We start from the raw sequence: 26,312 nt of genomic DNA on the forward strand, positions 1-26,312 counted from the left end.
CTTTTTTCAATGCTCTGTTCACAGTTTAAACCTTAAAGTAACTTGAAGGTCAATAGAGAATTTGAAAAATAGGTTACTTAATTATCATGTTTCATGTCAATTTGTAATGGTGCAAGCCCTACAGCTTTTTGCTTTGTTTTTTCATTATAGGAATTTGAATTTCTGTTACTTGTTCCTCTGGATTGTCTGTTACAGACCAATCAATTAATGCAATCTCAATCGCATCTCCACTTACTTCGTATCCTTCTTGATCAATATATTTCATTACCTTCTTATATGTTTCATCCGTTTCTTCATATGGTCCATGATGGTATACACAGGCAAACATGCCTTCTTTAATTTCCTCTGAACTATGTATTTGAAAAGGCATGTAATCCAACAAAATAAAAACACTGCTATACGCTTGAAACTCATTTTGCATTAATCCTTTTTTTGCCACCGTTACACCGATATCTCCAGAAAATAAGCTATCATCCATTTGCTTCATATTTTTTTGCAACGAATGAATATAGTACTCAAACATATCATCCGTCGTATTCGGGGCAACCGCAATGGCTGTAATTTTCCTCTGCGGAATCTCTTTAATTACCATTTGTTCAGCTTTTGCTTTTGTCGCTTCCTTAATTAAATGAATTCTATGTTCCATTTTCGCCAAAGCATACTCAATTTCTCTTTGTTTTTTCAACATCATTTCTTGTTGTTTTTCCAGTAAATTGAGTGCATATACTGGATTTCTTTCATCAATGTATTTCTTAATTTCCTTTAATGGAATATTTAATTGGCGTAAAAACTTAATCGTATCTAATAGTGAAAATTGGTCGATTGTGTAATAGCGATAATTTGTTTGTGGGTCCACAATGGACGGATGAAAAATTCCCTTCTCATCATAATAGCGTAAAGTTGATTCCGCTATATTATGCATTTTTGCCATTTCTCCAATTGTAAAGCGTTTATTTAATAACATATACCCTTCTCCAATTCATAAAAAATGTAGCCTTATTTCTTCTTATTATATAGTGATTCCCTCCATACCTAAATCGAATCCTATCATGAAAATCTGCTATTTTTTCATTGATTTTTCATACATTTTATTATATATTAATTACAGGTTCAAATTACGAGTTCAAAAGAACTTGTAATCAGACCCTTTGTTTGATGGGTTTTACATATTTTCATTAGGCAAATTCCGAGAAATCGTATGATAAAAATAAAAATGATGAGGAGAGGATCCGATGGATTTCGAATTTTTCTTTCAAATTGCACTTATTTTATTAAGTACAAAGCTTGCTGGTGACCTTAGTGTTAGACTAGGTCAACCTTCTGTACTCGGTAAATTAATTGTCGGTATCGTTATCGGTCCAGCTATATTAGGTTGGATTGAAAATTCAGAGCTTCTAACACAATTAAGTAATGTCGGTGTTATTCTTTTAATGTTTATGGCAGGACTTGAAACAGACTTAGAGGAATTAAATGCAAATCGTAATTCTTCTTTAGCTGTTGCACTTGGAGGTATCATTCTACCATTCGTAGGTGGTTACGTTTCTGGTCTTGTTATGGGAATGGAACAAGGAAATGCTGTATTTTTAGGATTACTTCTATGTGCGACAAGTGTTAGTATTTCCGTACAAACACTTCGTGATTTAGGAAAGATGAAAACACGTGAAAGTACAACTATGCTTGGCGCGGCTGTATTTGATGACATTCTTGTTGTTATTTTATTAGCATTTGCAATGAGCTTCTTAGGTACAGACGATGTTAACTTAACAATGGTTATCTTGAAGAAAGTTGTATTCTTCGCTTCTATTATTTTAATCGGATGGAAAGGTGTTCCTGCGATTATGCGCTGGTTATCACCACTACGCGTATCTGAGTCTATCGTGAGCGCGGCTCTTATCATCTGTTTCTCATTCGCATATTTCGGCGAACTATTAGGAATTGCTGGTATTATCGGTGCTTTCGCCGCTGGTATCGCTATTTCTCAAACGAACTACAAACATGAAGTAGAAAAGAAAGTAGAACCAATCGCTTACGCTATGTTCGTTCCAGTATTCTTCGTTAGTATCGGTATGAATATTACATTTGACGGTATTGGCAATCAAATTTGGTTCATCCTAGCATTAACAGTAATCGCTGTATTAACGAAACTAATTGGTTGTGGATTTGGTGCACGAATGACTGGATTTGACGCTAAGTCTTCTGCAATTATCGGTGCTGGAATGGTTTCTCGTGGTGAAGTTGCACTTATCATCGCAGGAACAGGACTTTCTTCAGGTCTACTAGCACAAGATTACTTTACAGCTATCGTTATTGTCGTTATTTTAACTACAATGATTACACCACCAATGTTAAAATACACTTTTGGTGCAAAAGATAAAGCAATGAAAGCAAGTAAATAAGTTTAATAAAAAAGGAGATTGCTATCTTATAAGATAGCAATCTCCTTTTTCGTTTTATCTTTAAACAATTTTATTCGTTTTTAACCATTTTTCAAAAATAATTCGTGCTTCTTCATCGTCCATATCATTACTAAATGAATACACCATAATGCCATAATCATCTATATATTCACCTAGCTTCATTTTCTCCACTTTCTTATAAAAATTGTCTACCTCATAGTGCGGAATATAAGCGTCCCAAACTGGTTCATTTATTCTTTTGTACGCCGTCACTTCTAAATCGTATCCATCTTCATAATACCCGATGTGATAATGTTGACTAGGGTCATATTTCTTCATAAAAGTTCCCTCCCTTTGAAAATTTATCATATTTCACATAATAAACAAAAGCGAGCTGTATATTACAGCTCGCTCGATTCATTAAATACGTTCCATCGCCGTCTTCAACGTTCCAACAACAAAGGCAATTTCTTCACTTGAAATAACAAGTGGTGGTGCTAATGTTAAGACGTTATTATATCCTGCTGTTGTCATGCCGTTTCGTCCAATAATTAAACCTTTTTCTTTACAAGCATTTACAACACTTGCAATTTTGTCGTTATCAATTGGTTCTTTCGTCTCTTTATCATTTACTAGTTCGATTCCAACTAGTAGACCTTTCCCTCTAATATTCCCAACAAGTGGATGCTCTCCAATTTCTTCTTTTAATTGCTCTAATAAAAGCGAGCCCATTTGTGCAGATCGCTCAATTAAATTTTCATTTTCCATAATCTCTAAGTTTTTAAGCGCTAATGCACAAGCTGCAGGATTTCCACCAAATGTATTAATATGACGGAAGAATTCATATTCTCCCTTCCCTTTAAATGCTTCATATATTTCTTTTTTCACAGCTGTCGCTGATAACGGTAAATATGCGCTCGTAATCCCTTTTGCCATCGTAATAATATCTGGCTGAACGTCATAATTCATAAATCCAAATGCTTTTCCTGTACGTCCGAAACCGCAAATCACTTCATCACTAATGAGCAAGGCACCGTGTTTTTGACACGTTTCATGAACAGCTTTCATATAGTCTTGTGGCGGCATTAAAATGCCTCCGCCCGTAATAATTGGTTCCATAATAAAAGCTGCAATCGTTTCACTTAATTCCCATGTCATAACGCGATCTACTTCTTTTACACATTCTACATCATAAATATTCTCTCTTTCTATTCCAGGCATACGATAACAATCTGGCGGCGTTACATGTAAAAATCCTGAAGCAAATGGCTCATATTGATATCTACGCTGTGCTTGTCCAGTCGCTGCCATCGTTGCCATTGTATTTCCATGATACCCGCGGTAACGTGACATAAATTTATAACGATGCGGTTCACCTTTTTGAGCATAGTATTGTCTTGCTATTTTAAAAGCTGTTTCGTTCGCTTCCGAGCCACTATTAGAGAAGAAAATAACATACTCTCCTCCAAGCCACTCATTTAATTTTTCTGCAAGCTTTATAGCCGGTTCATGCGATTGTGACATTGGAAAGTATGATAATGTTTGTAATTGCTTATAAGCCGCCTCTGCGAGCTCTTTTCTGCCATATCCACTATTCACACACCAAAGACCACTCATACCATCTAAATATCTTTTCCCTTCTATATCTTCAACCCAGCACCCTTCTGCTTTTGCCCCTACCATTGTACTATTTGGACTAAAGGGACGCATTCCGTGCCAAACATATTGCTCATCTTTTGCTAATAATTCATCAGTCTGTTTCGTTTTCATCATTTCTTCCACCTTCCATAACAACTTATTTTTCACAAAAGCTGTGCTGGTGCCATGATGATTTAATTTTCTCCCTACTTATTTTCATTCCACAAAATTAAGACAAAATCCTACTTACAATACAGTAATATTTACAAGAAAAAAAGAGCTTTTCTTATATATCGAAAAGCCCTTCTCTTTTTAATGTGACGATGCATCACTAACACCATGACCTGTATTAGATTTCACAAGAATCTCATCAAATTTCGCAGCATCTTCTTTCTTACTAGATAACACGGTTCCTAAATATGCTGCAAGGAATCCAAGCGGAATTGAAATAATTCCAGGTGTCGTATATGGGAATATCGCTTCCCCAACAAATATAGCTTTTCCAGCTACAGGGTTCCAAACATTTGGACTTAAGGCTACGAGAACAATTGCTGATACAAGACCAACGACCATACCCGAAATGGCACCTGTTGTATTGAAGCGCTTCCAATATATTGTGAATAATATAACTGGTAGATTTGCACTCGCTGCAACTGCAAATGCTAATGAAACTAAAAATGCTACGTTCAACGTTTGAGCAAATAACGCTAGTATAATGGATAATACCGCTACCCCAATAGACGCATAGCGAGCCATTGACACTTGCTCTTTTTCCGTTGATTTCCCCTTGCGAATAATTTCATTATAAAAATCATGTGCAAATGCTGATGCTGCTGTTAATACAAGGCCTGCCACTACAGCTAAAATAGTTGCAAAGGCAATTGCTGATACGAAAGCAAATAAGAAATCTCCACCTAACGCTTTAGCTAATAAAGGTGCTGCCATATTACCAGCAGGGTTTGCTTTCATAATTGCCTCATTTCCTACAAATGCTGCTGCCCCAAATCCTAAGAAGATTGTCATAATATAAAATGCGCCAATTAACCACGTAGCGTACACAACAGATTGCCGTGCCGTTTTTGCATCACGTACTGTAAAAAAGCGAACAAGAATATGTGGTAATCCGGCAGTACCAAGAACTAGTCCTAAATTTAAAGACAGTGTATCAAGACCATCCTTATACTTTACCCCTGGATTTAAAAATGAATCTTTTAATGGCGTAGCTGTTTTCATTTGCGCGAACATTTCAGTCACACTAAAATTAAATTTTGAGAAAACGATAACAGAAATAATAAATGTACCAGCCATAAGTAATACAGCCTTAACAATTTGTACCCAGCTCGTCGCAGTCATTCCGCCAAAAATAACGTACACTGTCATTAATGTACCAACGATTAAAACGGATGTCGTATATTCGATCCCTAATAATAATTTAATAAGTGCACCAGCCCCAACTAATTGTGCAATCATATAAAAAATCGAAATCGTCATTGTATTAAGCGCTGCAACGCCGCGAACTTTTTTCGCATCAAAACGCGCCGCAATCATATCCGCTAACGTGTACTTCCCTAAATTTCTAAGCGGTTCTGCAACAAGGTATAGAACAACTAAATAAGCAACTAAAAAGCCGATACTATAAAAGAACCCATCAAAACCAGTTAATGCGATGGCTCCGGCTATACCAAGAAAAGACGCAGCAGACATATAATCTCCCGCAATGGCCAGACCATTTTGCCAACCAGTTAATCCCCCTCCAGCTGTATAAAACTCACTCGCATTTTTCGTTTTCTTCGATGCAAAATAAGTTATGACGAGTGTACCAAGAACGATGATTAAAAATAATGCAAAAGCGGTTACATTCAAAGTTAGCCCCTCCCTTTTTGCATATCTTGTAGAATTTTTTGCGAGATTTTATCAAAGGATTCTGCTTTTTTGCTATAAATCATACATAATGACCACGTCATGATAAATTGCGCAAATGCAAACACCCATGCCCACGTAACATCCCCAAATGCTGGTGTATTGAGCACCTTTGAATACGATGTTAAAATAGGTAATGCAATAAAAAAGCTTAAAAAGAAAATACTCATCGGAACGATAAACTTCTTTTTCGTATTTAATAGCAATTGAAATTCTTCTGACTGAACAACCTCTGTATAATTCACTTCATTTTGTAACTTACGTGCTGACGTATCATCTCTTTTCATTCCCATTCCCCTCTCTTACTGAAAATACAATTCCCCCTTGTATACCTAAAGACTAAATTTTATAAATATTCAGAAACTTATTTCTATTTTAGACAATCCATACATTCCTGCAAAGATTTTTCGATAGACATTTTTCGCCAATTTCTCCTAAGTTTTTAATATACTTTTTCAACATAAAAATTACGCACTTCAATTCCTTACCAGTCAAGCTTTACAGGAAGTTATCTTCCATCTAACTTCCTCATATTTGCCGGATTGTGAGGCGGGAGTTTTACCACCCGGCAAATTTCCAAATAAAAAAAGTAGTGCTTATCGCACTACTTCTGTCTTTTTCTCTTTTTCTAAATTACGAGCTGTTTCGCTTAATTCAACGTCTTTCCCATCTTTAAGCGTTCCAAATATGAAATCGAATACTGGATTTGAAACACCAAACCAAAACTTTTCATTTTTATAATGGTGTAATATGTGCTGTTTTTTTAGCCATCTTCCAAACTTAGTGAACGGACGAATCGGCTTATGTGCAATATAATGTTTCCATTCATAAACGAGAAGCATGATAATCATTCCAATTCCGAATGAAAGTGTAATAGTAGCACTTTTTGTTATACCATATGCTATAAGTAAATATATAGTAAAGCTAGGTATACTAAACCATACAGGCAAAAACAATAGTTTTAAATCATCTGGATATACATGATGATCATAATGTAATCTTCTTAACATTTTTAATAAAAATACGTTTTTAGGTGGCTTTAAATGGAATAAAAACCGATGTGTCATATATTCGTTAAGCGTATAAAAAACAATCCCAAACAAACACGCGAACATACCGATCCATGTGAAAAATTGCATTTTTAAAATAATGATGAAAATAAATAAAATACTATACATAATAACGATATCATGTTGTAAAAAGAACTCTTTCCCCACTCTCTTCATCTTCCTTCCCCCTTTTCCAAAAAAACAGCCGCAACATATCGTTACGACTATTTCTTCTATTTTTTATTTTATTCTATTCACTTTACAAATTTGCCTGCTGCTCTATTGTCGAGAAAAAATTGTTCGATCCAAATATATTTTGCTTTGGAATAATATGTTCCACCGCAAACACTGTTACTTCTCCTCTTTGTACCTCTCCAATAATGAGCCCAAATATTTCATGATTTAGCGCAAACGTTGGTTGCTTTGTTTGCAGTAATCTTGCTGCATTATGAAATACCGCTTCATATAGTGGATTCCTATCAGTAATTTCTTTTCGGATTTTGGGTGCTAACGTAATAATAATTTCTTTTCCGTCAATAGTGGTTCGATACATAAAAATCTCCCCTTCAATCTTATGTGAACAACTGTAAAGCTTTGTATGCAAAATGGATAGAATATCCTACTAAAATAATACCGGCTCCGGCTGTTATATAGCCAAGTGCTTTTTGCTTTAATAAAGTTCTGCCAAAATGGACAGAAAAAGCAATATTTAAATTCCATAAAATAATGCCAACGATAATACAAAGACTGTATAAAAAGGCTTCTTGTTTCGTTACCTTCGTAAGCAATGAGCTAAGTGTACTTCCGTATATACCAAACCAAAAAACAAGATTTAATGGATTGGATATCGCAATTAAAAAACCTGCCATAAACGATTGTTTAAGGCCACCTACCTCTTCCTTTTTATATTCCATATTCGAGTGGGAAATTCCTTGTTTTACACTTTGAAATCCTAAATAAAATAATAAGAAAAACCCTGTGCAATACATAAAAGCTTGTACATATGTATACATAAACACAGAAGATAAACCGAAATAAATGAGAAGCATAAACAAAATATCTGCAGTCATTCCACCAATTCCAACAACCCATGCATGCCAAAAACCTCGTTCAATTCCTCGTTTTAACATTTCAATATTAATCGGACCTACTGGCGCAGCTAATGAAATACCTAATACAATTTGTTGTATAATCGCTCCAAACATCGCTCTATCCTTTCTACTTCCTTTACTATTAAGTAATGATGTAATGATTAAAAATAGACTAGCTTTCATCAAAATATTTACTACTAAAATACCCTTTTTTATCCAAAATATGCAAAAGAGCCATCTGGATGATGGCTCTTACTTTTCTAACTTATGAAGAAAAGGACATTTTCCTTTTATCGGCTCTACATCGTCTCCTATGAAGTATTGTTTCCATTCGCGATGATCTGGATCACCATAATGACTAATGTTAGGGTGTTTCGGCAGCTGATCCCACTTTTCAACTCGATCTCGGACCGTTTGTCTTGAATATGCTCCTTTAGGGCGATCCCCTTCTAATCCATCAAAGATGGTACGCGGTTGAAATCCAATAACGAGAGAATTTCCTAAATGCCTAGTTTTTCGTTGTTTATAAGCTGGCGCATTTCCAAATGCGAATATCGGTTCACCACCAAATGAAAATTCCCATAAGTAATGGTCTGGGTCTTCAGGAATTTGCTTCGGCCATGTTTGGTCATCGTTTTCATGTAAATATTGTAGTACTTTCCAAAAGTAATCACGATAATATTCCAGTGATTGTTCCTCACATTCCGGTTCCACAAAAAGAAAGAATCCTCTTCTTACAATTGGGCGCTCTTTCATTAACTCTAAAAAAGATAACATTGTATGTGGCAAATGACTCCAATCATTATGAGAGAGAAATGAATAACGAAGTTCATTCTTTTTCAAAGCTGTTAAGCCGAAATAACATGGGAAAGTTGGTTCTAGCACGACACTCGAAAAATTTTGAAATTCTTTTGCAACCCAATTTGGTATGTCAGTTCTCGTTCTCATTCCTTCATTATCTAATAAATAAGACTCATTCATTCATTCTTTCTTTCACCTCATTATGTATAGCATTCAATTAAGAATATTACATACTCGGCCTGTCCTATACCTATTTAAAAATTCGGCTGAAAAATTATTTAAAAATACAAAAAAATAAAATCGCTTACTTGACTAATTTCTACCAATTCGTGTATATTTAAATTAATCATTTAGCAGAATATTCAAGATTATAGCATTTTTAGTTTATATTATCTTTCAAATGAATTTCACTAAATGAAAAAAGCAAATGTTTTTAGGAGGAATTGTAACATGCAAGGAAAAGTAAAATGGTTTAACAACGAAAAAGGTTTTGGATTTATCGAAATGGAAGGCGCTGACGATGTATTCGTACATTTCTCTGCTATTCAAGGTGACGGCTACAAAGCTTTAGAAGAAGGTCAAGAAGTATCTTTCGATATCACTGAAGGAAACCGCGGACCTCAAGCTGCTAACGTAGTAAAACTTTAATCCAACATATAACAGGAGGTTACCTTACTTGGTAACCTCCTTTGTTATTCCTTTGTATATTTCCGTTTTACAGAGCAAAAACTATGTGAAATGCGCAATATACAAAGGAGGAAGTAATAATGGGATCAGAAGTAAATGATTTTGAAGAAGTGAAATTCCGTGTAGAAACAGCACAAAAAATGGTAGGGTCAGCGACAATTTCAATGGATCCAGATACATTAGAGCATGCGACTACTGCTGTAGAAGCCGCTCGCTCTCAGCTTGAAATTATGAAATCTGTTGCGACAGATTTAGATGAGCCATTTTTAATGAATGAGGAAAAGAAATTAAGTAAATGCGAGCATCAATTAAATGAAGCAAGACACTAAAAAACATCCAGAGAATTTTCTCTGGATGTTTTTCATGATAACTGTTCCCCATACTTTTTCAATGTTTCTCCAACTGTACATTGTCGTATACAAAATGAATGAGCGTAATGCTTACTATTTGTCTTTCGATTATGTTCTCGCAAGAAACATCCTTCACAATACGTTTCTAATAAGTCATTTACCTCTGTAATGAGTTGCTTTTTATCCACCTTTGCACCTCTCTATTCGGTTATTTCTTTATGACTATCAATGACTGTTCCTTCTAATGCTTGCGTAGCTAATTGATGCGCTTCTTTATTTTGTTTTCTAGATATCGGCTCACATACAAGTTTTAATTTCATTTGCTTCGCTTTTTGTTCAATTTGATCTAAGTAATGATTTAAATGCTCATCATAACAAGGCCATTCTCCAGCCAATTGCTGCAGTACAACTTGAGAATCGCCGCGAAGTGTAACTGCTTCATACTTAATTCCGAATTCCTCGAGTATATTCATGCCATATAGTAATGATGCATATTCCGCTTCATTATTATCATATATACCTTCTATATATGCATTACGGCGAATTCGGTATTTTGTATTTCCTTTTTTATAGTATACACATATACCTACTCCAGCTTCTTTCGTCTGTACATCATAACCGCCATCAAAATAAACGAGGATTTCTTGGGGCTCTTCCTCCACTTGTTTACTCAGCTTTTTCATTTCCTTTAATGACCATTCTGCATCCATTTCATCATAAAATGATAGTTCTTTCACTCTTCCTGTTTTCTCGAAATCCTCTGCAAATTGCAATACATCTTCTATGTTCATATAATCTGTCGTTAATTCCGTCTGCAATCCGCTCTTTGTTTTATACAACCAATGAATTTTATATTTCATACTAGATTCCCCTTATATAAGACTTCTTATATGTAGTCAGCTAATGAAAGCCTCACTTTATTTTATTATATTGTATCAAGAGTCACAGCATTATATTCAATATGATTACATACAAAAAGAGCTACCCCTATAGGAATAGCTCTTTCATCTATTGCATAAATCTTTCAAATTGTACTCGTTTATTAATCCAGTACATTACAGGCATACCAATTGCCATGACAACAAATTCACCGACGGCACATGTTAACCAAGTCAACATAAATGGTAAATCAAATGCAAGATGAAGTTCAATTGCAATCATAAACATTGTAATTGTAAAAATAACTGTATTAAAAATCATACGAGCCCAAACACCTTTAATAAATCGCATAGAAATAATCGTTGCAACTAATGCAAGAATAGATTGCCCTACTCCAAATACTAAATCGTAAGCGATCATAGGTGAGAAAAAGAGATTTGTTAAAAATACACCTAATACAATTCCGTAAATTGCTTTCTTATTAAATACAACAAGATGATTAAACATCTCTGAAATACGAAACTGTACACTCGTAAAGCCAAATGGCTGAATAAGCATAGAAACAGCAATATATAATGCCGCTAAAATACCATTACCGACTAATGTTCTTATATTCATGACAAAATCTCCTTAGTTTTTTTACGTGGGATGGTTTCGAACCACGTTATTCGTTTTTTAAGCAACAAGAATATATTCTACGCAATACACACTCTCTCGTCAATAGATTCCTCTCATTAACTACCTTTTTTCTTTTAGACAACGTATAATAAAACATATGAAAGTTTTAGGAGGTTTCACTTCATGACAGCAACAATTCAAAATGAAAAAGTGGTCGTTTCCATTTCTGACAAAGGTGCAGAATTACAAAGCGTTCGCTTAAAAGAAGATAACACTGAATACTTATGGCAAGGCGATTCTACTTATTGGGGGCGCCGCGCACCAATTTTATTCCCAATTGTCGGCCGATTAGTAGATAATACATACTACGTAGATGGTAAACCATATTCTTTAACACAACACGGCTTTGCTCGTGATCTTACATTCTCTGTACAAGAACAAAGTGAAACGAAAATCACTTATATTGTAACTAGTAATGAAGAAACATTAAAAAAATACCCATACGAATTCGAATTACTCGTTTCTTATGAGCTAGACGGACAAATCGTTCATGTAACATATGAAGTAAATAACCCTACTTCAAAAGAGATGTTCTTCTCAATCGGAGCACATCCTGGTTTCAACTTCCCCTTATTAGAGGGCGAATCATTTACAGATTATCATTTATCATTTAATGGTTCTGAACGCTTAGAAACAAGCGTATTAGAAGGACCTTACCTTTCAAGTAAAAAACAATTAATCGCTGAAAATACGAATGAATTACCACTTACATACGATTTATTCAAAAATGATGCGCTTATTTTTGAAAATATGAATACGGATGAAATCTCTATTCGTTCTCATAAACATAATAAATTTGTAAAAGTAGAATTTGACGGATTCCCATTTGTCGGCGTATGGACACCAGGCGAAAACGCACCTTTCTTATGTATTGAACCTTGGTACGGTATTGCTGATGAAGTAAATCCGGCAAAAGATTTCAAGGAAAAAAAAGGAATTCAATCTTTACAAGCGAATGAAACATTTACATGTCGTTATAGTATTACAATCGGCTAAGTTACTCTATCCCCTACTTCAAAGAAACATATAAGTAGGGGATCATCTTATAATTTGGAGGTTTCTCACTTTGATTGAAGTATATATTGATGGTGCATCAAAAGGAAATCCTGGTCCTTCTGGTGCTGGAGTGTTTATTAAAGGGGTGCAACCAGCTGTACAATTATCATTGCCCCTTGGGACAATGTCCAATCATGAAGCAGAATACCACGCTTTACTTGCGGCATTAAAATATTGCACGGAGCATAATTATAACATTGTCTCTTTTCGTACAGATTCGCAACTTGTCGAGCGAGCTGTCGAAAAAGAATACGCAAAAAATAAAATGTTTGCACCACTATTAGAAAAAGCATTACAGTACATAAAAAGTTTCGATCTCTTTTTTATTAAGTGGATTCCAAGTAGTCAAAATAAAGTTGCTGATGAATTAGCTAGAAAAGCTATCTTACAAAATTAACGGGGGTATGAGTGTGAAAAAAGATTGGGTTGCTCCTCTTGCTTTATTATTTGTCTCTTTTATTTGGGGAGCTACATTTGTTGTCGTTCAAAATGCTATGTCTTTCGTTTATCCATTTACTTTTAATGGTATTCGCTTTTTATTCGCTGGAATTATTTTATTATTCATTCAAATGATTTTCTCAAAAAAATCTTCAAAACAAGATATAAAACAGAGTAGTCTCGCTGGATTAATCGTTGGATTTTTTTTATGCGTTGGCTATGTCTTACAAACATTCGGCTTACTTTATACAACTTCTTCAAAAGCTGGTTTCTTAACAGGTCTTAGTATCGTTATGGTACCCATTTTGTCTTTTATCTTTTTAAAACAAAAAGCTACCATTTTTATCGTAATGGGCATTGCTGTAGCAACAGCAGGTTTATACTTATTAACTGCTGGTGATTCTTTTCAATTAAACATTGGAGATATACTCGTTCTCGGTTGTGCAGTTGCTTTCGCTGCCCATATTCTTGTTAACGGCTTCTTCTCTAAGAAAATATCACCTTTATTATTAAGCACGTCGCAAGTATTAGCTGTCGGTATGTTTTCTTCTATTTGCGCCTTTTTGTTTGAAGATTGGGAAAAATTATTTTCAGTAGCATTATGGACGAATTCTTCCTTTTTATTTGCTCTATTTCTAACTTCCCTATTTGCGACATCCATTGCTTTTTTTATTCAAACATCAGCACAAAAACATACGTCTCCAACGAGAGTAGCAATTATTTTCGCAATGGAGCCTGTTTTTGCTGCATTAACAGGCGTTCTCGTTGCAAACGAACAACTTTCTATTTCTGCTATTATCGGATGCCTATGTATTTTCCTAGGCATGGTTTTTGTTGAATTACCTTCCAAAACAAAAAAAGAAGCGCAGGCTGCATGAAGTTACGCTTGTAACTTCCGCATAAAAGCCTTAGCGCTTTTTTTATCTGTAATTTCTTCTTCTTTCAAACGTTCTAATAACGCAACAAAATAACTCCCATCAAACTGTAATTGATGTTTAATTGTCGCTTCTATTGCTGCGTTCACAATTCCATCAGATGCACCAGTATATCCTTGTCCAAACATAATAAACCCTTGTGCTTCCTCTGATAGTTTAAATCCTTTCGTATGTAAGAATGAAAGATAATCTTCTACTGTTTGCATGATATTCCCACCTACTCAAAAATTCTCCACTTCTTATCATACATGTTTTTACACGCTATGAGAATGAAATTTCTTTGACAACTTTGTAAATCTATCGTCTACTGCATAGACAATAAAGGATTTCCTTGCAATATGAATGAATATGTATAGTGGAACTTATTTCATATTAAAGGGGAGACACGATGAAACAAGCACTATTAATTATCGATGCGCAGCAAGAATTAATGGATGGGAATGAACAAGAAAAAGAAGTTTTTCGCAAAAAAGAGTTATTATCTACACTAAATACAGCCGTACAAAAAGCAATACATGCAAATGCCCTTATTGTTTTCGTAAGAGATATCGATGTTGCTTCTGGTAGCGGAGAAGGATTTGAAGTACATAATGAAATTAAAGTACCTCAGTCTGTAATCCTTATTAATAAAGCAGCAACAAACGCATTCTATGGCACTTCTCTACTTGAACTTTTAAAAGAAGAAAAAATTAATCATATCGTTATCGGTGGATGTAAAACAGAACATTGCATCGACACCGCAGTTAGAACAGCTACTGTACAAGGATTTGATGTTACATTAATTAAAAACGGTCATTCCACAACTGATTCTAACGTGTTATCTGCAGAACAAATTATCGAGCACCATAATAAAGTTCTACACGGTCATTATAATGTGGATCATTTTTCTGTGGTGAGAGATATCGAGGAAGACCTCTTCCAACCAACTCACGACCAATATCGTGATTAATAAAAAAGAATCCTTCATTTAGAAGGATTCTTTTTATCCAAAAATTTGCGCTGCAATACTGTATAGTTCCCCATTTCTTTTCAAAAATTGATCACTATTTCTCATCATAATTGGCGGTGTATTAACCTTTTGAAAACCAGTAATCTCTAATTCTTTCATGAAACCTTTCTTTCCTTCTGGTACATCAATTCTTAATTTACCATGGTGCTCTCTTGCTAAATCATGCACAATTCTCATTGCCATCGCATCATTTTTCGCAACGACTGGACCTATTATTTTATTTTCTGGTGTTTGTATACTTAAACCGTAACCTAATACATTTTGGTTGTTGTCCTTTACAACGATGCACTGTTCACTTTGTATAATTCTTTTCGTTAAAAATGCTTTTCTATTTATTCCAAACGCATTTTCATCTAATTTTATTATTTTTTCTAAATCACACTCTTCATAATTCATCATATAACCTTCATTTCCTACACCATAATCATTCACATTGTACGAGTTACATATGTATTTAGAAACATAGCTTACTGCCCTAAATCCTAGTTTTTCATATAACGGCTTTCCTTCATCCGTAGCAATAAGCATAATTGGAGTTTGAGCCGATACGCTCTTAATGCATGAATTCGTTATCGCCTTTCCAATCCCATTCCCCTCATATTTCGGATGTACAATGACCATTCCGATAGACGCTAATTTCTCCCTATATAATATAATTGCCGCGCTAGCAATAAGTTCCTTTCTCTTATTCCACACACCGTATATAATACCTGAATCAAAAATAGTCTCAATTTCTTCTTTATTATAATCCCACCCAATATAAGAAGATAATGCTACAATATCGCCTATTTGTTCGTCCCTAAGACGCTCCACCTTAATTTCCAATTCAAGCATACTTCATCCCCTTCTCTAGACATTTAAATCATTATTATTAAATCAACTTGTACATGTTTCCCTTTATTTGTCACACACATATCCTATTTTGACCAAGACTATATTATAAATGAGGTGACAACATGCCCATTACGAATCGATTTTCTACCACCACTAACGGCGCACTCGCGATTACAGGTAATACTTTAGGCTTAAGTAAAATTAGTAATCAAAACCGGGCTGGTACAATCGGGGCAATTGGTGCATTTATAACTACAAATACCGCTTTACAAGTACCGAGTTTTCCTGCTGGTACAACATTAAGTTATACACAAAATAGTTCTACCGCTATTTTAAATATCCCTGCTGGTAGTACTATTCTTTACGCAGAACTCGTTTGGGGTGGAAACTACTTATCTCGTGATCAAAACATTACAAGTGTATTAGGAAACCCGGTTTCTTTTACAACACCTGTTTCAACATACTCGATTACCCCTTCAGCTGTTACAGCTTCAAATCAAACATTCATTTCCGGATCTGTCACATTTGGATTTTATACACGTTCTGCAGATGTAACATCCCTCGTTCAAGCTGGAGGATCTGGCTCTTATACAACCGGTTCTGTCCCTGGACTTGTTGATCCTTTAGATGCTTCTAACGGAGCTATCAATTCTTCTGGATGGACGCTCATTGTCGCTTATCAAAACGGTTCCTTACCCGCAAGAAATTTAACAATTTACGTAGCTGGTAACCGTGTTTCTGTAGAAACTGGTAGTGCAGATGTATCTGTCTCAGGGTTTTTAACACCTGCCGGAGGACCTGTAAGCGGGAGATTATTTATAAGTTCTACTGAAGGGGATGCTGATTTAACTGGGGATCAAGCATTATTTGGACCAAATTTCAGTTCATTAAATGCATTATCCGGGCCAAATAATGCTGTAAATAATTTCTTCGGTTCTCAAGTGAATAATGCTGCTGGAAATTTAGATACAACTGGGACATTTGGAACACGAAATCAAAGTGCTTCTACAAGTACAAATATCTCCGCAGGAAGGCAAGGCTGGGACATTACTTCTATTGATATTTCTCCTTATCTAACAAATTCCCAAGTGTCTGCCGCAATCCGTTTAACTACTAACGGAGATGCATATATGTTAAATACAGTCGGATTACAAATTAATATAAACTCGCCTAACATACAAGCAACGAAAAATGTGAATAAAAGTGTCGCTGCAATCGGAGACGTCCTCACTTATACCGTTACTATCCCTAACACTGGACTTCTTCCTGCCAATAACGTTATTTTTATAGACAGTCTTCCTAACGGCACTTCCTTTATACCTGGCACTGTAACGGTAGATAGCATACCACAAACAAATGCAAACCCGGCTGCTGGTATATCTCTTGGAACCATTAATAATAACGCTTCTCGTACAGTAACTTTCCAAGCAACTGTCGTTTCCCTTCCAAATCAGAATCCAATTTCTAACACTGCGAATATTACATTTCAATATACACCAATTGCCGGTGGAACAACTTTTAACGGTCTTGCAACAAGCAACTCTGCAGGAACACAAATTAATCTTGCAGATATTAATGGTACAAAATCAGTTAACAAACTTTTTACTGATATTGGAGAAACGTTAACATACAGTATTGCCTTAGCTAATATAGGAAATATCGCGGCAACGAACGTTATATATACGGATCCGATTCCTAGCGGGACAACTTTCATTCCAGGGAGTGTAACTGTTAACGGCGTTACTCCAGCTGGATCGAATCCCGCTAATGGTATATCCATTGGAACCATTGCTGCTAATTCTACGACTACTGTTTCATTTCAAGTATTCGTTCCTTCTATCCCGCAAACAAATCCAATATTAAATAGTGGCACAACAACATATCAATACATTCCTGTACCAAATCAGCCAGCAGTAAGCGGGACTGATACGACCAATATCGTATCTACTCAAGTGAATAACGCTACTGTCACAATGACGAAAGCGGTAGATAAAAATTTTGCAGATATTGGTGATACACTAACGTACACTGTTTCCTTTACAGGTACAGGTAATACGAATGCGAATAACGTTATTTTTAAAGATATCATTCCTACTGGAACAACTTTTGTTCTCAACAGTTTAACAATAGATGGAACGACACAAGTTGGAGCAAATCCTGCTAACGGTGTAAATGTAGGATCCATCCCAACTGGCACAACAAAAAATGTTTCGTTTCAAGTAGTAGTAAACACAATACCCGCGTCAAATGTCGTTTCTAATGGATCAAGCGCTTCTTATCAATATACCGTCAATCCTAGCCAATCACCCGTTACAAAAAATATCTCTTCTAATCTTGTTTCCACTCAAATTAACAACGCGAATTTAACATTAACAAAATCAACAAACAAACAATTTGCTACAATTGGCGAAACGATAAGTTATACACTCCTCATTACAAACAGTGGAAATACAGCCGCAACTAACGTGCAACTAACAGATCCACTTCCAAATGGAACGATATTGACTCCTGGTACTGTAACACTAAATGGAGTTTTGCAAAATGTAAATTCTCTCGTCGCTTTACCTATCGGAACAATTCCTGGCGGAGCTACTTTTACTCTTTCTTTCCAAGTAACAGTCATTAATATTACCGCCCAAAATCCTATCATTAATAATGCTTTCGCTTCTTATCTATATACTGTTAATCCAAGTCTGCCACCAACTTCAAAAACAGCAAATTCTAATTCTGTTACATCAACAATTAGACTAGCAAACCTTCAAGCTACAAAGTCTGTAGATAAAACATTTGCGGAAGTTGGAGATGTATTAACTTATACCTTTGCGCTTACAAACGATGGAAATGTTGCGGCGAACAATGTAGTACTATCCGATTCAATTGCGAATGGTACTGCCTTTGTACCAAACAGTGTTACAATTAACAATGTTGCTCAGCCAGGTGTTACACCAGCTAGCATCAATATTGGTAGCATCAATGCAAATACTACAATTACAGCTTCATTCCAAGTATTAATAACTAGCATCCCAAACCCAAATCCTATTTCAAATAGCGCTGCTATTTCCTATAACTTTATCGTGGATCCAAACGCTTCACCTGTAAGTAAGAACACTACTTCAACCACTACATTTACTCAAGTAAACGATGCAAATGTCATTTCAGCAAAAACAGTGGATCGGGCGTTTGCTACTGTTGGGGATGTATTAACTTATACTATTCTTTTAACGAATGCAGGAAGTGTTACTGCTGATAGCCCTACTTTCGTTGATACGAATCCAGACGGTACTACCTTTATTCCAAACACTTTCCTTATTAATGGTGTACTCCAAAATAACGCCGATCCAAACGCCGGTGTTCCGTTACCTTCCATTCCTGCTAACGGTGAAATTACTGTTTCTTATCAAGTAACCGTCACTGCTTTACCTACACAAAATCCAACAACAAATTCATCTAGTACACAGTATAGCTTTATTCTAAATCCAGGCGATCCACCAACTATAGAAACCTCTTTAAGTAACACTGTAAGCACACAAATTAATTTAGCAAATGTAGTTATTGTCAAACAGGTAGATTTAACTATTGCTGATGTTGGGCAACCAATCACATATACAATTGCTTTAGCGAACCTTGGGAATACTCCAGCGAATAATGTAGTTGTTACCGACATACTCCCTCCTGGTACGACTCTTGTACCAAATAGTATTTTTATAGGCGGCGCTTTACAGCTAGGTGCTGATCCAAGTGTTGGTCTTCAAGTTGGAACAATTCCCACAGGTGGAATTACAACCATTGTTTTTCAAATTAGTGCAAATAGTTTACCTTCACCAAATCCAGTTCAAAATAGTGCTGCACTACAATATAGCTTTATCGCAGATCCAAATTTACCTGCTGTTGTTAGAAATGCCACTAGCAATATCGTAACGACACAAATTAACACCGCAAATCTTGTTGCTACGAAACTAACAAGTACAAATTTTGCTGATGTTGGCGATGTCATAACTTATGCAACAATTTTAACGAATAACGGCAATATCCCTGCCACTAATGTAACGTTTACAGATATCATTCCAGATGGTACCATCTTTCTTCCTAATACTGTAACGATTAACGGTGTCCCTATAGCAAATGCAAATCCTGCTAACGGCATTTTGATCGGTACGATTGGGGCAAATTCATCACGTACCGTTTCATTCCAAGTTTTTGTACCAACTATTCCTGCTGTAAATCCAATTACGAATCAATCAGGCACTACATTCCAATACACGTACGATCCATCCAAACCAGCCATCATGCAGATGGTTGCTTCTAACACTGTACAAACAGCTATTAATAACGCTACGATTACCTCTGCAAAATCTGCTGATAAACAGTTTGCGAACGTAAATGATATTATTACGTATACGACTACTTTAACAAATAATGGGAACACACTTGCATCAAGTATAGTATTTACAGATACCATTCCAAGCGGGATATCTTTTATTCCAAATAGCGTAACAGTAAATGGTACTACGCTCTCTAATGCAAATCCAGCAAATGGCATAGCAATTGATCCGATAAATCCTAATGCAAATACGACCATCTCGTTCCAAGTGCAAGTAAATTCCATTCCGAATCCGAACCCTATCCCGAACCAAAGTAACACAACGTACCAATATTTCGTAAATCCTAACTTACCTCCAACATCCTCCAATGCGTTAAGTAACGTAATAACAACTCAAATTAATAACGCTACAATCATCGCTACGAAATCAGTGAACACACCGACTGCTGCAATTGGAGATATCGTTACCTATACGATTGCAGTTACGAACACAGGAAATATTCCCGCTAGTGCAACTGTTTTAACGGATGGACTTGGCGCAGGGGCTTCATTTATCCAGAATTCTGTAACTATTAATAATGTTCCACAGCCAGGATTAGATCCATCACTTGGTATTCACTTAGCAGATATTCCTCCCGGAGATACTATATTCATTACTTTTCAAGCACAAATTTTAGCGATACCACCTAGTGGCACATTAACAAATAATGCTCTTGTAAATTATGAATATAACGTGAATCCAAACCAATCACCTGCTGTTGGTAGTACAATTACGAATGTCACAGTAACTAATAACCAACTTTAAAACTATAAAGAAAATGTATATTCGCTGTCGATATACTTATCCTTACTAAGTGTGATTTTCTTTATTAAAGTTTTAAAAACCTCATGCATATCTTCTTCTTCATCGAGCATTGAAAAAGCTTCTTTAATTTTCTTCTCTTCTTTATTTCTCTTATTTTGATCTGTTAATTTAAGTAATTCCAACTCTTGCTCTTTAATTTCATTCTCGAAATTAAGATCCCGCTTCGAAAACATTTCTTTATCGATTAATCCTTCTACGTATAAATCAATCAACTTCTCTTTTTTCACTTTTAACAACTTAATTTGCTTCTTAATTTCTGTAGATTTATCATTTCTTTTTTGATGCATTTTTGGATTGAAATGTATCTCTAGTTGTTTTTCTTGCTGCTTCAATCCATAGATAATCGCCTCTCTTATATCATCATAATGAACCGGGTCAAAGTTAACGCAGCGATTGAATCTAATATAATTACTGCATTTCATATATACCCACTCTTTTTTACTTCCTTTTGCGTATCTACCTGAATACTTAGCTGTAATTGGTTCACCACAATGTTTACAAAACATCATTCCTCTAAATTCATTTCTTGTATCTTGTTTTGTTTTCTTTTTACTTGCCCTATCTCTATTTACCGCATTCCATAATTCTTTTGATACAATTGCTGGATAATGGTCTTCTATAATTGTTAATCTCTCTTTCGGAGTGTAAACTCTTTTCTTCTTTCCATCTACTTTTACTGTTTTATAACTATTTAAGACCAAATTCCCTTTATACGTTTGGTTCTTTAAAACCTTCCCTACAGTTGTATGCGACCATAACTGGCCAAACTTCGTATATGTGCCTTTATCGTTTAGGATATTCGCTATTTTCTTAAATCCATAGCCTTTATAGGATAAATCAAAAATTTCCCTTACAACTTCGGCTTCCTTTTCATTGATAACGAGTTTCTTGTCAATTACATCGTATCCTAATCCCGGTTTTCCAATAAACTCGCCTCTTCTTGCTTTAGCTTGCATTGCAGCAGAAACAGATACAGATATAGTTTTAGGTAATTGTGCAGCAAACATGGCAAACATTTCGAATTTAATATCATTGCCACCTTCATATAAACTATCGTAATTTTCTTCAATTGTAACCAAACGTATCCCATGACCTATTAGAATTTCTTTAATTTCTAAGGCGTCCCTTAGATCCCTTGCTAAACGGTGTATAGATTTAAATACGACTGTATCCAATTCATTTCGTCTTGCTTTTTCTAATATCAGTTGCATCGCATGACGTTCTAGCCAAGCTGTACCAGAAATACCATCGTCAAAATATACTGCATTTGGATCCCACTCATATCCGTTTTTTTCTAACCAATATCGACAAATATCAATCTGATTTTCAACAGATGAAACTTGCTCATCTCTATCCGTTGAAACTCGTACATAAACAGCGTACTTCAAAATTTCCACCCACTTATTTACTAAGAATATGATAATTAAATTATATATACATTTTTCCCTGTGGGCAATTTTATATTATTCATTTAACCAATCAAACAATAATCCTCGACATTCTTTCCTTCTCTCGACTACAAATTTACTTTCAACAATTCTATAAAAATAACCTTCAAAAGTATTTTTAATTTTATTTGCTTTTTCCGCGAAAATAGTTTCTTTAAATGCTTGAATCGCTTGGTTTATCACTTGTTCAATAGGCTTGTCTATGTTTGAACGTTTATATGCCATTAATACTCGATGGTACAGCTTATAAATTTTATCTGCCGATTTGAAGAATGGAGCTACCACATCTCTGAATTGGCTTGGTACATTTTCTGGTGTAAAAGTTTCATCTAAGTCTTCTAATTTAATTTCTTTAGATTCCCTTGTTGACGTTTCTTTTACGTTTAATTCGTTTTTTAATTCTTCTAGAGGGTGTGATTCAGAAAGCTTAGTTTCCTTGTCCAATTTCGCATCGAAAACCTTTGATTCTGTAGGGTTTTCTTCGTCTTGTCGCTGTGACATTTTCGGTAGGACATTCGGTGTGACATTATATTTTTTTAAAAGGACATAGACGTTATGTCCATTCCCTCCACGCAATTTTCCTTCTGTTCGAATTGTTTTATGTCTAGATACTATTTCAAAATCCTCTAACACTTTTAATACCCTACGAACAGTTCGATCACTTATACTTAATGCCGCGGCAATAGTCCCTACCTTCAGAAAAGATACACCGGGAATCTTACAAGAATGTCTTGCTAAAAATTTCAATACTTTTATCGCTGACTCGGATAACTCATGTGTATGTTTGTATAAAAAAGAACATATCGCTTCATTCATCTCTTCTACTGATTGGAATGATTGTAATTCTTTGTATTGTGTATAATTTGCTGACCTAAGCATCTCCTTACCTCCCATTTATATAAGTACAATAATCATATTAATTACAATTAAAATCGTAGAAATTGTGTAGAAACCATAAAACCATACAAGATCTGATTTGCTTTCTAAACCAAAATAATCATTTAATCTTTGCATGTTCGTTCCTCCTTTTGAGTTCAACTATAAAAGTTCAACTATTTAAGTTGAATTATAACTCTCTAAATATTCAACGTCAATAGTTGAACGAAAAAAGTTTTACTATTTCCGTTTGTTGTTGTAAAATGGGTACAAGATAACCAGTGCTGCGGAGGAGAATAAAATGAAATTCACACTCGGAAATTCTTTAGATGAATTGGGGATCACGAAAAATAAGTTATCTACAGAATCCCAAGTAAGATACAATACAATTAGTGATCTGGTGAATGGTAACGCTAATGCTGTTCGTTTTGATTCGCTTGAAGCTATCATCGCTGCTTTAAATTCCATCGCTTCAGAAAAAGGAATCGATAAAATTTACAAAATAGACGACGTAATACAATACATAAAAAAGAGCTAATCATTCGAAAATGATCAGCTCTTTTTTCATCATTAAGTAGTAGCGATTACATATACTTTTACAAACACATTATAATTATTTGCCAGTTCTTCTAATTTCTTTTCTCTATATTTTGTGATTGTAAAGAAATGAATAACTGGCACTTTCCCGTTATGCTTCTGTTTATAAATCTGTGTTAACTCTTCATATTTTTTTAATTTTTCATCGTTTACTATCATTTTCTGAGTACGATCTATTTCTACAGCATGAAGTATTCTCTCCTCATCGCGGAATTTCACATCTGGAATTATTTTTTTCTTTTTATTATCTTTTATATATTTAATTTCAGTTTCTACTTGCCAATCATCTGGACAATATAACTGTAACCAAGCTTCATTACGTAAAAGAGCGTGCGCAACTTTGCCGTGATGTACAACTTTCCCTTCACCGAACAACTTATGTCCTGACTGGTTTAAATAATATACATGCTCTTTATTGTAAACTATCTTACTTGTATAAATAGATAAATCTTTCATGATTCGATTTGCATTTCTTATTCCACCCATTTCATGAATACTCATTAAATGCCTTCTCGTTGCAAACTGTAGCTTTCTAATCGTCGCAAGTATCGCCATTTGACGGTTGATTTGCATATGCGTTTGCATCCTCATGTTTCTCCACCTCATATCCTTTTAAATACTCCCACATCGTCTCGTTACTAATGTAAGGTACTTGTATTTCTGTAAGTCTATCGGTTTTGAAAATTGCGCGTCCGGGGATGCTTTTTATCGTTTCTAATCCCGCTTCATCTATAACAACACTTGAGGCCGTTTGAGTCGGTAATCTAAAGCCTAATTTCGCATCACTATTTTGTTTTACTTGACGCGGTAATGTATCCCCTGTGGGGTACTGTGTACAAAAAATCAATCTAAAACCTAAAGCACCACCTATGCGCGCTATATGAGAGAGCATTTGTTGACACGCTCCTAATAACCTTTGCTGTTCTTTTTTCATACTTTTATCTGGGCAAAGTTCGGCTCCTTCGTCTACTATTATGAAGTAACGCTCTTTGATATTTGTTTCTACAACATTCGTATAATGTCTACATTTCATATATTCCATTTTCTCTTCCATCTTCTTGAGAATATTAGTTAATATCATAAAAGCTTCTGCGGGCTTTTCAGCAATAGAAACTACCTGTTTTAAATTCTTATACGGCCCAAACTCCAAGCCACCTTTTAAATCAATAATGTATAAATTAATATGTTCTGGTTGTGCTAAAGTAAGAGAAGTAACTACATTTTTTAAAAATACCGTTTTTCCCATCCGTGTCAGACCACCTAGTGTCATATGTGGTGTTTTATCAAAATCATGATAGATAAGTTTTTCTAAACTTTGGCCCATTGGAACACACCAGCTTCCTTCTGCAACCAAACCTTTAGACCATGACCATTTTTTCGGTATATCCCTATGAAACACACGAATATTTAGCTTGTAATTATCATAATCAATTCGGACAGGTTTACTTAGCCCTTCAGAGACAACATCCTCGACCTTCTGAATAATTTTACTCGGCATTCCTACTGGCAACCGATATATATAAGTTGTACTTCGATCATCCTCTTTTTGTTCAAGAAAAACTGGATACTGTAATTTGTCCTCTCTACGTATCGCAATTCCGCTTACTTCAAAAAAAACTTGTATTTTCTTTCGATCACTCTCTCTTCCTTTGAGCCTTTCGCCAACTATGGCGAAAATTAAACCTGCGAATGGTACTGATAACAACTCCAGCATAAAATCACTCCTTATATCCCTCTTATAGAGGGTATATATCCCTGTTTCAAGGAATACGTGCATACAAGCTAAACTCCTTATGACATAAGGAATGAAAAGTTTCCACATCGTATTCCTTCATAGAAATAAAACGAGAACATAACGTAGAAGGTATAGAAACGAGCCTGTAAGTGTTGTGTACAAAGTGACACGCGGAAGCCAATGTGGAACACTTTTCCCCATTTTTTCTGCTGCCTTCATTGCAACTACTGACAACCCTGTTGCCGTCCAAATAATAATCGCTTCTCCAGCAAGAGTCATGCTTGTGCCTCCTCTTCCTTTTCACGAAATGTAATACCTTTTCTTGTAAGGACGACATCATAACAATCCATTAGAATTTCCCAGTTCAAAATATCTTCTTCCTCACCATATAAATCCTCTTCAACCACCTGTGATAAACTAAAATATCCTTTGTACTCTTTGTTATTAAAAACTTTATGATTTCTCATGTGATTTAAAATTGATTGAGTTTCTGTTCTTGATCTTGATTCATTGTACATATCCCTTAATTCTTTTGAAGGATGTAGATATGGAGTTGTGTTTAAATGATTATACTGCCAACGCATATAGAACTCTCCCTTCTTGTTGTCTCTTCTTCCTTGTAGTCTTCTAAGTGGTACTATGTCAAGAAAATAGACAAATCAAACAGAGACATTTTATTCGTTAAGCAGCTTGAGATTGTTGCTTTTCA

Annotated in this window: 29 protein-coding genes, 1 pseudogene and 1 riboswitch; of the genes and pseudogenes, 9 read left to right on the plus strand and 21 right to left on the minus strand. The window is 35.2% G+C overall.

Features of this window, described 5'->3' with window-relative positions; all coding sequences use genetic code 11:
* Nucleotides 1-118 precede the first annotated feature (118 nt).
* Entirely contained in the window at nt 119-964 is an 846-nt protein-coding gene (locus tag JDS99_RS18700) for a MerR family transcriptional regulator (protein WP_098857543.1), read from the minus strand.
* 268 nt (nt 965-1,232) lie between these two features.
* Between JDS99_RS18700 and JDS99_RS18705 the strand changes: the two genes are divergently transcribed.
* A complete protein-coding gene (locus JDS99_RS18705) occupies nt 1,233-2,396 on the plus strand; it encodes a cation:proton antiporter (protein WP_048543422.1) in 1,164 nt (387 codons plus the stop codon).
* A gap of 60 nt (nt 2,397-2,456) precedes the next feature.
* On the opposite strand, the gene JDS99_RS18710 is transcribed toward JDS99_RS18705, so the two are convergent.
* From JDS99_RS18710 to JDS99_RS18745, 8 genes are all read right to left on the minus strand, one after another.
* A complete protein-coding gene (locus tag JDS99_RS18710) occupies nt 2,457-2,735 on the minus strand; it encodes a DUF3986 family protein (protein WP_088608785.1) in 279 nt (92 codons plus the stop codon).
* A gap of 81 nt (nt 2,736-2,816) precedes the next feature.
* Nucleotides 2,817-4,166, minus strand: a complete 1,350-nt coding sequence (locus JDS99_RS18715; RefSeq protein WP_000850952.1) for an aspartate aminotransferase family protein — start codon at nt 4,164-4,166, stop codon at nt 2,817-2,819.
* 180 nt (nt 4,167-4,346) lie between these two features.
* A complete protein-coding gene (locus tag JDS99_RS18720; protein ID WP_001103252.1) occupies nt 4,347-5,897 on the minus strand; it encodes a solute symporter family protein in 1,551 nt (516 codons plus the stop codon).
* A gap of 2 nt (nt 5,898-5,899) precedes the next feature.
* Complete coding sequence (locus JDS99_RS18725) at nt 5,900-6,241, minus strand: DUF485 domain-containing protein (protein WP_062822009.1); 342 nt, start codon at nt 6,239-6,241, stop codon at nt 5,900-5,902.
* Nucleotides 6,242-6,550: 309 nt separating this feature from the next.
* Nucleotides 6,551-7,180: a sterol desaturase family protein gene (locus tag JDS99_RS18730; RefSeq protein ID WP_000832138.1), complete on the minus strand. Its 630-nt coding sequence runs from the start codon at nt 7,178-7,180 to the stop codon at nt 6,551-6,553.
* An 82-nt stretch (nt 7,181-7,262) separates the two neighbouring features.
* Nucleotides 7,263-7,556 (minus strand): hypothetical protein, encoded by a 294-nt coding sequence (locus tag JDS99_RS18735; RefSeq protein ID WP_000286360.1) that lies wholly within the window; start codon nt 7,554-7,556, stop codon nt 7,263-7,265.
* 19 nt (nt 7,557-7,575) lie between these two features.
* A complete protein-coding gene (locus tag JDS99_RS18740) occupies nt 7,576-8,208 on the minus strand; it encodes a LysE family transporter (RefSeq protein WP_000466560.1) in 633 nt (210 codons plus the stop codon).
* A gap of 138 nt (nt 8,209-8,346) precedes the next feature.
* The gene (locus JDS99_RS18745; RefSeq protein ID WP_001005942.1) at nt 8,347-9,075 is read right to left on the minus strand and encodes a YqcI/YcgG family protein; all 729 of its coding nucleotides are present in this window, start codon (nt 9,073-9,075) and stop codon (nt 8,347-8,349) included.
* 270 nt (nt 9,076-9,345) lie between these two features.
* On the opposite strand from JDS99_RS18745, the gene cspB reads away from it, so the two are divergent.
* Nucleotides 9,346-9,543 (plus strand): cold shock-like protein CspB, encoded by a 198-nt coding sequence (gene cspB, locus JDS99_RS18750; RefSeq protein ID WP_001161731.1) that lies wholly within the window; start codon nt 9,346-9,348, stop codon nt 9,541-9,543.
* Between the two features lie 119 nt (nt 9,544-9,662).
* Nucleotides 9,663-9,911, plus strand: coding sequence for a DUF2564 family protein (locus JDS99_RS18755; protein ID WP_000534395.1), 249 nt, complete (start codon nt 9,663-9,665; stop codon nt 9,909-9,911).
* A gap of 32 nt (nt 9,912-9,943) precedes the next feature.
* On the opposite strand, the gene JDS99_RS18760 is transcribed toward JDS99_RS18755, so the two are convergent.
* The 3 genes from JDS99_RS18760 to JDS99_RS18770 form a co-directional block, all read right to left on the minus strand.
* A complete protein-coding gene (locus tag JDS99_RS18760) occupies nt 9,944-10,120 on the minus strand; it encodes a zinc-finger domain-containing protein (protein WP_199695485.1) in 177 nt (58 codons plus the stop codon).
* A gap of 12 nt (nt 10,121-10,132) precedes the next feature.
* A complete protein-coding gene (locus tag JDS99_RS18765; RefSeq protein WP_048543444.1) occupies nt 10,133-10,792 on the minus strand; it encodes a ribonuclease H family protein in 660 nt (219 codons plus the stop codon).
* Nucleotides 10,793-10,940: 148 nt separating this feature from the next.
* Entirely contained in the window at nt 10,941-11,429 is a 489-nt protein-coding gene (locus JDS99_RS18770; protein WP_048543446.1) for a QueT transporter family protein, read from the minus strand.
* Nucleotides 11,430-11,435: 6 nt separating this feature from the next.
* A riboswitch (PreQ1 riboswitch) is annotated at nt 11,436-11,480 on the minus strand.
* 132 nt (nt 11,481-11,612) lie between these two features.
* Here JDS99_RS18770 and JDS99_RS18775 point away from each other — a divergent pair.
* The 3 genes from JDS99_RS18775 (at nt 11,613) to JDS99_RS18785 (ending at nt 13,861) form a co-directional block, all read left to right on the plus strand.
* Complete coding sequence (locus tag JDS99_RS18775) at nt 11,613-12,485, plus strand: aldose 1-epimerase family protein (protein ID WP_199695486.1); 873 nt, start codon at nt 11,613-11,615, stop codon at nt 12,483-12,485.
* 70 nt (nt 12,486-12,555) lie between these two features.
* Nucleotides 12,556-12,942, plus strand: a complete 387-nt coding sequence (locus tag JDS99_RS18780; protein WP_199695487.1) for a reverse transcriptase-like protein — start codon at nt 12,556-12,558, stop codon at nt 12,940-12,942.
* A 13-nt stretch (nt 12,943-12,955) separates the two neighbouring features.
* Nucleotides 12,956-13,861 (plus strand): EamA family transporter, encoded by a 906-nt coding sequence (locus tag JDS99_RS18785; protein ID WP_199695488.1) that lies wholly within the window; start codon nt 12,956-12,958, stop codon nt 13,859-13,861.
* A 2-nt stretch (nt 13,862-13,863) separates the two neighbouring features.
* On the opposite strand, the gene JDS99_RS18790 is transcribed toward JDS99_RS18785, so the two are convergent.
* Nucleotides 13,864-14,124, minus strand: coding sequence for a DUF6123 family protein (locus tag JDS99_RS18790; RefSeq protein ID WP_001195212.1), 261 nt, complete (start codon nt 14,122-14,124; stop codon nt 13,864-13,866).
* A 182-nt stretch (nt 14,125-14,306) separates the two neighbouring features.
* Here JDS99_RS18790 and JDS99_RS18795 point away from each other — a divergent pair, with 182 nt between their 5' ends.
* Nucleotides 14,307-14,867 carry a cysteine hydrolase family protein gene (locus tag JDS99_RS18795; protein ID WP_199695489.1) on the plus strand — a complete coding sequence of 187 codons (561 nt, stop codon included), beginning with the start codon at nt 14,307-14,309 and terminating at the stop codon, nt 14,865-14,867.
* Nucleotides 14,868-14,900: 33 nt separating this feature from the next.
* Here the strand turns inward: JDS99_RS18795 and JDS99_RS18800 are convergent, their stop codons facing one another.
* On the minus strand, nt 14,901-15,761 hold the full coding sequence (locus JDS99_RS18800; protein WP_199695490.1) for a GNAT family N-acetyltransferase: 861 nt from the start codon (nt 15,759-15,761) through the stop codon (nt 14,901-14,903).
* A 122-nt stretch (nt 15,762-15,883) separates the two neighbouring features.
* Between JDS99_RS18800 and JDS99_RS18805 the strand changes: the two are divergent.
* Nucleotides 15,884-20,872, plus strand: a pseudogene (locus tag JDS99_RS18805) (beta strand repeat-containing protein); the annotation flags it as partial.
* A 17-nt stretch (nt 20,873-20,889) separates the two neighbouring features.
* Here JDS99_RS18805 and JDS99_RS18810 read toward each other — a convergent pair.
* The 3 genes from JDS99_RS18810 to JDS99_RS18820 all read right to left on the minus strand — a co-directional run bounded on the left by JDS99_RS18810 (nt 20,890) and on the right by JDS99_RS18820 (nt 23,409).
* Entirely contained in the window at nt 20,890-22,344 is a 1,455-nt protein-coding gene (locus tag JDS99_RS18810; RefSeq protein ID WP_199695492.1) for a recombinase family protein, read from the minus strand.
* Nucleotides 22,345-22,410: 66 nt separating this feature from the next.
* The gene (locus tag JDS99_RS18815; protein WP_042512998.1) at nt 22,411-23,274 is read right to left on the minus strand and encodes a helix-turn-helix domain-containing protein; all 864 of its coding nucleotides are present in this window, start codon (nt 23,272-23,274) and stop codon (nt 22,411-22,413) included.
* A gap of 15 nt (nt 23,275-23,289) precedes the next feature.
* The gene (locus JDS99_RS18820; RefSeq protein ID WP_142337077.1) at nt 23,290-23,409 is read right to left on the minus strand and encodes a DUF3961 domain-containing protein; all 120 of its coding nucleotides are present in this window, start codon (nt 23,407-23,409) and stop codon (nt 23,290-23,292) included.
* 163 nt (nt 23,410-23,572) lie between these two features.
* Here JDS99_RS18820 and JDS99_RS18825 point away from each other — a divergent pair, with 163 nt between their 5' ends.
* Entirely contained in the window at nt 23,573-23,809 is a 237-nt protein-coding gene (locus JDS99_RS18825; protein WP_199695493.1) for a helix-turn-helix domain-containing protein, read from the plus strand.
* Nucleotides 23,810-23,841: 32 nt separating this feature from the next.
* Here JDS99_RS18825 and JDS99_RS18830 read toward each other — a convergent pair whose 3' ends face one another.
* From JDS99_RS18830 to JDS99_RS18845, 4 genes are all read right to left on the minus strand, one after another.
* Nucleotides 23,842-24,459: a replication-relaxation family protein gene (locus JDS99_RS18830; RefSeq protein WP_199695494.1), complete on the minus strand. Its 618-nt coding sequence runs from the start codon at nt 24,457-24,459 to the stop codon at nt 23,842-23,844.
* Nucleotides 24,401-25,582 carry an FtsK/SpoIIIE domain-containing protein gene (locus JDS99_RS18835; protein WP_199695495.1) on the minus strand — a complete coding sequence of 394 codons (1,182 nt, stop codon included), beginning with the start codon at nt 25,580-25,582 and terminating at the stop codon, nt 24,401-24,403. The genes JDS99_RS18830 and JDS99_RS18835 overlap by 59 nt, the downstream gene beginning before the upstream one ends.
* Before the next feature lie 117 nt (nt 25,583-25,699).
* Nucleotides 25,700-25,882, minus strand: coding sequence for a hypothetical protein (locus JDS99_RS18840; protein ID WP_001982935.1), 183 nt, complete (start codon nt 25,880-25,882; stop codon nt 25,700-25,702).
* A complete protein-coding gene (locus tag JDS99_RS18845) occupies nt 25,879-26,187 on the minus strand; it encodes a hypothetical protein (RefSeq protein ID WP_199695496.1) in 309 nt (102 codons plus the stop codon). Before JDS99_RS18845 ends, JDS99_RS18840 begins: the two co-directional genes overlap by 4 nt.
* Nucleotides 26,188-26,312 lie beyond the last annotated feature (125 nt).

Origin of the sequence: Bacillus cereus group sp. N6, assembly GCF_016483705.1 — a bacterium.
Taxonomy (GTDB): Bacteria; Bacillota; Bacilli; order Bacillales; family Bacillaceae_G; genus Bacillus_A; species Bacillus_A wiedmannii.

What these genes read in the sequence shown, in the direction of transcription:
- JDS99_RS18700 (WP_098857543.1), bottom strand. Translation starts at nt 964, where the DNA reads ATGTTATTAAATAAACGCTTTACAATTGGAGAAATGGCAAAAATGCAT.
- JDS99_RS18740 (WP_000466560.1), bottom strand. Translation starts at nt 8,208, where the DNA reads ATGTTTGGAGCGATTATACAACAAATTGTATTAGGTATTTCATTAGCT.
- JDS99_RS18845 (WP_199695496.1), bottom strand. Translation starts at nt 26,187, where the DNA reads ATGCGTTGGCAGTATAATCATTTAAACACAACTCCATATCTACATCCT.
- cspB (WP_001161731.1), top strand. Translation starts at nt 9,346, where the DNA reads ATGCAAGGAAAAGTAAAATGGTTTAACAACGAAAAAGGTTTTGGATTT.
- JDS99_RS18745 (WP_001005942.1), bottom strand. Translation starts at nt 9,075, where the DNA reads ATGAATGAGTCTTATTTATTAGATAATGAAGGAATGAGAACGAGAACT.
- JDS99_RS18735 (WP_000286360.1), bottom strand. Translation starts at nt 7,556, where the DNA reads ATGTATCGAACCACTATTGACGGAAAAGAAATTATTATTACGTTAGCA.
- JDS99_RS18825 (WP_199695493.1), top strand. Translation starts at nt 23,573, where the DNA reads ATGAAATTCACACTCGGAAATTCTTTAGATGAATTGGGGATCACGAAA.
- JDS99_RS18710 (WP_088608785.1), bottom strand. Translation starts at nt 2,735, where the DNA reads ATGAAGAAATATGACCCTAGTCAACATTATCACATCGGGTATTATGAA.
- JDS99_RS18770 (WP_048543446.1), bottom strand. Translation starts at nt 11,429, where the DNA reads ATGAATATAAGAACATTAGTCGGTAATGGTATTTTAGCGGCATTATAT.
- JDS99_RS18835 (WP_199695495.1), bottom strand. Translation starts at nt 25,582, where the DNA reads ATGCTGGAGTTGTTATCAGTACCATTCGCAGGTTTAATTTTCGCCATA.
- JDS99_RS18730 (WP_000832138.1), bottom strand. Translation starts at nt 7,180, where the DNA reads ATGAAGAGAGTGGGGAAAGAGTTCTTTTTACAACATGATATCGTTATT.
- JDS99_RS18800 (WP_199695490.1), bottom strand. Translation starts at nt 15,761, where the DNA reads ATGCTTGAATTGGAAATTAAGGTGGAGCGTCTTAGGGACGAACAAATA.
- JDS99_RS18755 (WP_000534395.1), top strand. Translation starts at nt 9,663, where the DNA reads ATGGGATCAGAAGTAAATGATTTTGAAGAAGTGAAATTCCGTGTAGAA.
- JDS99_RS18725 (WP_062822009.1), bottom strand. Translation starts at nt 6,241, where the DNA reads ATGAAAAGAGATGATACGTCAGCACGTAAGTTACAAAATGAAGTGAAT.
- JDS99_RS18765 (WP_048543444.1), bottom strand. Translation starts at nt 10,792, where the DNA reads ATGAAATATAAAATTCATTGGTTGTATAAAACAAAGAGCGGATTGCAG.
- JDS99_RS18705 (WP_048543422.1), top strand. Translation starts at nt 1,233, where the DNA reads ATGGATTTCGAATTTTTCTTTCAAATTGCACTTATTTTATTAAGTACA.
- JDS99_RS18795 (WP_199695489.1), top strand. Translation starts at nt 14,307, where the DNA reads ATGAAACAAGCACTATTAATTATCGATGCGCAGCAAGAATTAATGGAT.
- JDS99_RS18790 (WP_001195212.1), bottom strand. Translation starts at nt 14,124, where the DNA reads ATGCAAACAGTAGAAGATTATCTTTCATTCTTACATACGAAAGGATTT.
- JDS99_RS18815 (WP_042512998.1), bottom strand. Translation starts at nt 23,274, where the DNA reads ATGCTTAGGTCAGCAAATTATACACAATACAAAGAATTACAATCATTC.
- JDS99_RS18775 (WP_199695486.1), top strand. Translation starts at nt 11,613, where the DNA reads ATGACAGCAACAATTCAAAATGAAAAAGTGGTCGTTTCCATTTCTGAC.
- JDS99_RS18820 (WP_142337077.1), bottom strand. Translation starts at nt 23,409, where the DNA reads ATGCAAAGATTAAATGATTATTTTGGTTTAGAAAGCAAATCAGATCTT.
- JDS99_RS18840 (WP_001982935.1), bottom strand. Translation starts at nt 25,882, where the DNA reads ATGACTCTTGCTGGAGAAGCGATTATTATTTGGACGGCAACAGGGTTG.
- JDS99_RS18830 (WP_199695494.1), bottom strand. Translation starts at nt 24,459, where the DNA reads ATGAGGATGCAAACGCATATGCAAATCAACCGTCAAATGGCGATACTT.
- JDS99_RS18715 (WP_000850952.1), bottom strand. Translation starts at nt 4,166, where the DNA reads ATGAAAACGAAACAGACTGATGAATTATTAGCAAAAGATGAGCAATAT.